Genomic DNA, 4,427 nt, shown 5'->3' on the forward strand with positions numbered 1-4,427 from the left:
GTCTATCTCGGTCGTCACAAACTGAGAGTGGGCACCCTCGCGTCCGTACAGCTACCCCTTGGAATCAATCATCTAGGTGCTGCGACCGGTCTGCGGCTGCCGGCCCGGGTGATCATGGACCGGCGGACGCCAGAGGCGCTGGCCCGCCATCTGGCCGACGTCCTGGCCGACGGGGCGTCTCCCGAAGGCTCCTCGGCAATGCTGGGTGATCTCTACGCACAGGCGCGGGAGAACGGCACCGCGCCCGAGTTCATGGAGCGCCTGGCTGCGGCCGCGCGGGAGCGCGAGGTGTTCACCATGCCGGTGGCGAACGATGTGCCGGAGTCGGTGCGCCTCTCGGAGGGCCGGGACGGTGCGGCACTGCTGTGCTTCCCGACCGTCCTCGCGACCTCGGGCCCGCACCAGTACGCCCGGTTCGCGGCGCCGTTCGTCGAAGAGCGCGATGTGTTCGCGCTGTCGCTGCCGGGATTCCGGGATGGGGAGCGGCTGCCCGCCTCGCTGGAGGCGATCGCCGAGGCCTCGGCCGAGGCGGTCCGGCGGCGTGCCGACGGCGACCCGTTCGTACTCGTCGGCTACTCCTCGGGCGGTGTCATCGCCCATGAGACGGTCCGGCTGCTGGAGGAGTCCGGGGTGTTCCCCGACGCCGTGGTATTGCTCGACACGTACGTGCCCGGGGATCCGGCACTGGCCGGTGCGGGTCCGGCACTGATGGACGGGATGGCCCGGCGGCTGACGGAGTTCGGCCCCGTGGAGGATGCCCGGCTCACCGCGATGAGCGGCTATCTCCGCCTCATCGAAGACTGGCAACCCGCACCCGTGAAGGCCCCGGTCCTGCTGGTCCGGCCGCTGGAGCCGGTCCCGGGCATGCCCGTCACGGAAGGCGCCGGCGAGGACAGCGGCTGGGCCTCGTCCTGGCAGCACGCCCACGGCCTCGCCGCCGTTCCGGGCGATCACTTCTCGATGATCGAGGAGCACGCCGCGGACACGGCCCGGACCGTCGGCGCCTGGCTCTCCTCCCTCAAGACCCGGGAGCGGGCATGACATTCGACGAGAAACCGGACAACAGTTCAGAGGGTGATCAAGAGATGAACGCCCGTACTCCGGTACTGATCGTGGGGGCCGGTCCCGTCGGCCTGGCAGCGGCCTGCGCCCTGTGGCAGCGGGGTGTCCGGGCCCGGATCGTGGAGGCCCAGGACGGACCTCAGCGCGGCTCGCGCGCCGTCCAGCTGCACGCCCCCACGCTTCGCGTCTTCCGCGAACTGGGCGTGCTCGACGCGGCGGAGCGGCGTGGGTTGCGGATCCGGTCGAACCAGTACCACCTGGCCGGCGGCCGCACCCTGAAGATCGGTCTCGGTGCACTCAATGAGCCCCTGATGCTGCCGCAGGAGATCACCTGCGAACTGCTGGAGAACCGGCTGGCCGAGCTCGGTGGGCGGATCGAGCGTGGTATCACCGTCACCAAGGTCGCCGCGTACGACGACAAGGTCACGGTGCACGCCGAGGGGCCGGCCGGGGAACTGCGGATCGACGCGGACTGGCTGGTCGCGGGGGACGGCGTGTGCAGCCGGATCCGCGAGCAGCTGGGCATCGAGTTCGCCGGGGCCGATGTGCCGGTCAACTTCCTACTGGCCGAAGGACGGGTCGCCGGACAGCCCGCGGACGATGCCGTCCACTACTTCCTCGGCCTGGGCGGCTCGGTTGTCTTCGCGTCGATGCCCGGCAACCGCATCCGCATCTCCGCGGCGGTACCCCCGGACCATCCGCTCTCCGAGGAGGGCGTACAGAGACTCCTCGACGAGCGCGGTCCGGGCGGACTGCGGATCGAATCCCTCGACATGGTGAACAGCTTCAGCAGCCAGGAGCGGATCGCGAGCCGGATGCGCGCGGGCCGCGTCTTTCTGGTCGGGGACGCCGCGCACACCCACTCTCCCCTCGGCGGCCAGGGCCTCAATCTCGGCCTGCAGGACGTGCACAACCTGGTGTGGAAACTGGCCGGGGTGGTGAACGGCACGCTCCGCCCGGCCGTGCTCGACAGTTACGAGCCGGAGCGCCGGTACGCGGCAGAGCAGATCGTCCGCAATACGCATCAGTTCCTGAGGATGTTCACCGTCGGTCCCACCATGGCGCGGGCGCGCAACACCGCGTGGAGCGCGCTTGAGTCGGCCGGTGTCCTGGGGCGCTGGTTCGCGCCGCTGCTCGCAGGCTGGAAGGTCCGCTATCCCGCCGAGCCGGCCAGGACCTCCCGGGCCGCGTGGATGGCCCGGCGGGGCCTGCCGGAGGCCGGCACCCGATCGCCGCGCTGGGCCACGTCGGAGTACGACGGGGACCGGTTCCGGCTGTTGACGATCGGGACCGACGACGTCGATCCGGTACGCCGCGCCGAGGCACTGGCCGTACTCCACCCGGGCCTGGTCGACCACCAGCATGTCCGCCGGGGCGCACCGGGGTTCCTGTTGCTGCGCCCGGACGGCTATGTCGCGGCCGGCGGCTCCACTCCGGCCGAGTGGCAGCACGTCGAGCGCCTGCTCTCCGACGTCGCGCCCTGACCCGCCCTCGAACAATCCAAGGAGCACACCTGTGACCACGCAAGAACGCATCGAGGAACTGCACGCCCTCAAGGAACTCGCCCGGCAGGGGCCGGATCCGGAGGCGACGGAGCGCCAGCACGCGCGCGGCAAGCTAACCGCCCATGAGCGCGTCGAACTCCTCCTGGACAAAGGTTCGTTCCAGGAGATCGAGGCGCTGCGCCGACACCGGGCAGAGGGCTTCGGGCTGGAGCGGAAGCGCTACCACTCGGACGGCGTGGTGACCGGCTGGGGCACCGTGCACGGTCGGACGGTGTTCGTCTACGCCCACGACTTCCGTATCTTCGGCGGCGCGCTCGGCGAGGCCCACGCCGCCAAGATCCACAAGCTGATGGATCTCGCCGAGGCCTCGGGGGCGCCGCTGGTCTCGCTCAACGACGGGGCGGGGGCGCGCATCCAGGAGGGTGTCACGGCGCTCGCCGGCTACGGAGGGATCTTCCAGCGCAATACGCGCAACTCCGGGGTCATCCCGCAGATCAGCGTGATGCTCGGCCCGTGCGCGGGCGGCGCCGCGTACTCCCCCGCCCTCACGGACTTCGTGTTCATGGTCCGCGAGACCTCGCAGATGTTCATCACCGGACCTGATGTGGTCCAGGCGGTAACAGGCGAAGCGGTGACGATGGACGGCCTCGGCGGCGCAGATGTCCACTCGTCGGTCTCCGGCGTGGCGGGCTTCGCGTACGACGACGAGGAGAGCTGCATCGAGGACGTGCGCTATCTGTTGTCCCTGCTGCCGCAGAACAACCGGGAGATCGCCCCGACCGCCCCCAGCACGGATCCGGCCGACCGGGCCAACGACGCCCTGCTCGAGCTGGTCCCGGCCGACCCCAACCAGGCCTACGACATGCGGGCGGTCATCGCCGAGATCGTCGACGACGGCGACTACTTCGAGGTCCACTCCACCTGGGCCACGAACATCATCTGCGCCCTGGCCCGACTCGACGGGCAGGTCGTCGGCATCGTCGCCAACCAGCCGTCCTCCTTCGCCGGCGTCCTGGACATCCACGCGAGCGAGAAGGCGGCGCGCTTCGTCACCACCTGCGACTCCTTCAACATCCCGCTGGTGACCCTGGTGGACGTGCCGGGCTTCCTGCCGGGCGTCGACCAGGAGCACGGCGGCATCATCCGGCACGGCGCCAAGCTGCTGTACGCGTACTGCAACGCGACGGTCCCGCGAATCTCGCTGGTCGTACGCAAGGCCTATGGCGGCGCGTACATCGTCATGGACTCCCGCTCCATCGGAACGGACGTCTCGTTGGCCTGGCCGACGAACGAGATCGCCGTCATGGGAGCCGAGGGCGCGGCGAACGTCATCTTCCGCCGCGAGATCAACGGCTCTGACAGCCCCGACACGATACGCGCGCAGAAGATCAAGGAGTACAAGTCCGAGCTCATGCACCCGTATTACGCGGCGGAGCGCGGGCTCGTCGACGACGTGATCGACCCGCGGGACACCCGGTCCGTGCTGATCCGCACGCTGGCCATGCTCCGGACGAAGCACGCGGACCTCCCGTCGCGCAAGCACGGCAACCCCCCTGCGTGAGGGCAGAGAAATGAACGCCATGAAGGTTCTGCGCGGCAACCCCACGCAGGAGGAGCTGGCCGCGGTTCTCACCGTGTTGCTGACCCTGGGACAGGACGGAGAAGCCTTCCCGGAGGACGCGCCGACGCCTGCCAAGGCGTCCTGGGGACGGATCCGCGCGTTCGGCGCGCCGGCGGGATCCTGGAGATCCGCGTCATGACGACCACGAAGCGGCAAAGGAAGATCGTGCGCAAGGTGCTCATCGCCAACCGTGGCGAAATCGCAGTCCGCGTTGCTCGGGCCTGCCGGGATGCCGGGAT

Annotated in this window: 5 protein-coding genes; all 5 read left to right on the top strand. The window is 69.8% G+C overall.

Features of this window, described 5'->3' with window-relative positions; genetic code table 11:
- Positions 1-1,041, top strand: a 1,041-nt coding sequence (locus MTF69_RS42515) for an alpha/beta fold hydrolase (RefSeq protein ID WP_243342191.1), incomplete at its 5' end; no start/stop codon positions are given.
- Positions 1,038-2,546, top strand: a complete 1,509-nt coding sequence (locus MTF69_RS42520; RefSeq protein WP_243342192.1) for an FAD-dependent monooxygenase — start codon at positions 1,038-1,040, stop codon at positions 2,544-2,546. The genes MTF69_RS42515 and MTF69_RS42520, both read left to right, overlap by 4 nt.
- Complete coding sequence (locus MTF69_RS42525) at positions 2,473-4,128, top strand: acyl-CoA carboxylase subunit beta (protein WP_374325823.1); 1,656 nt, start codon at positions 2,473-2,475, stop codon at positions 4,126-4,128. Before MTF69_RS42520 ends, MTF69_RS42525 begins: the two co-directional genes overlap by 74 nt.
- A gap of 10 nt (positions 4,129-4,138) precedes the next feature.
- Positions 4,139-4,327, top strand: coding sequence for an acyl-CoA carboxylase subunit epsilon (locus tag MTF69_RS42530; RefSeq protein ID WP_243342194.1), 189 nt, complete (start codon positions 4,139-4,141; stop codon positions 4,325-4,327).
- A gap of 26 nt (positions 4,328-4,353) precedes the next feature.
- Positions 4,354-4,427: biotin carboxylase N-terminal domain-containing protein (locus tag MTF69_RS42535; protein WP_308314144.1), on the top strand; the 74-nt coding region annotated here is incomplete at its 3' end.

The sequence above is a fragment of the Streptomyces sp. AP-93 genome (assembly GCF_022808175.1).
Taxonomy (GTDB): domain Bacteria; phylum Actinomycetota; class Actinomycetes; order Streptomycetales; family Streptomycetaceae; genus Streptomyces.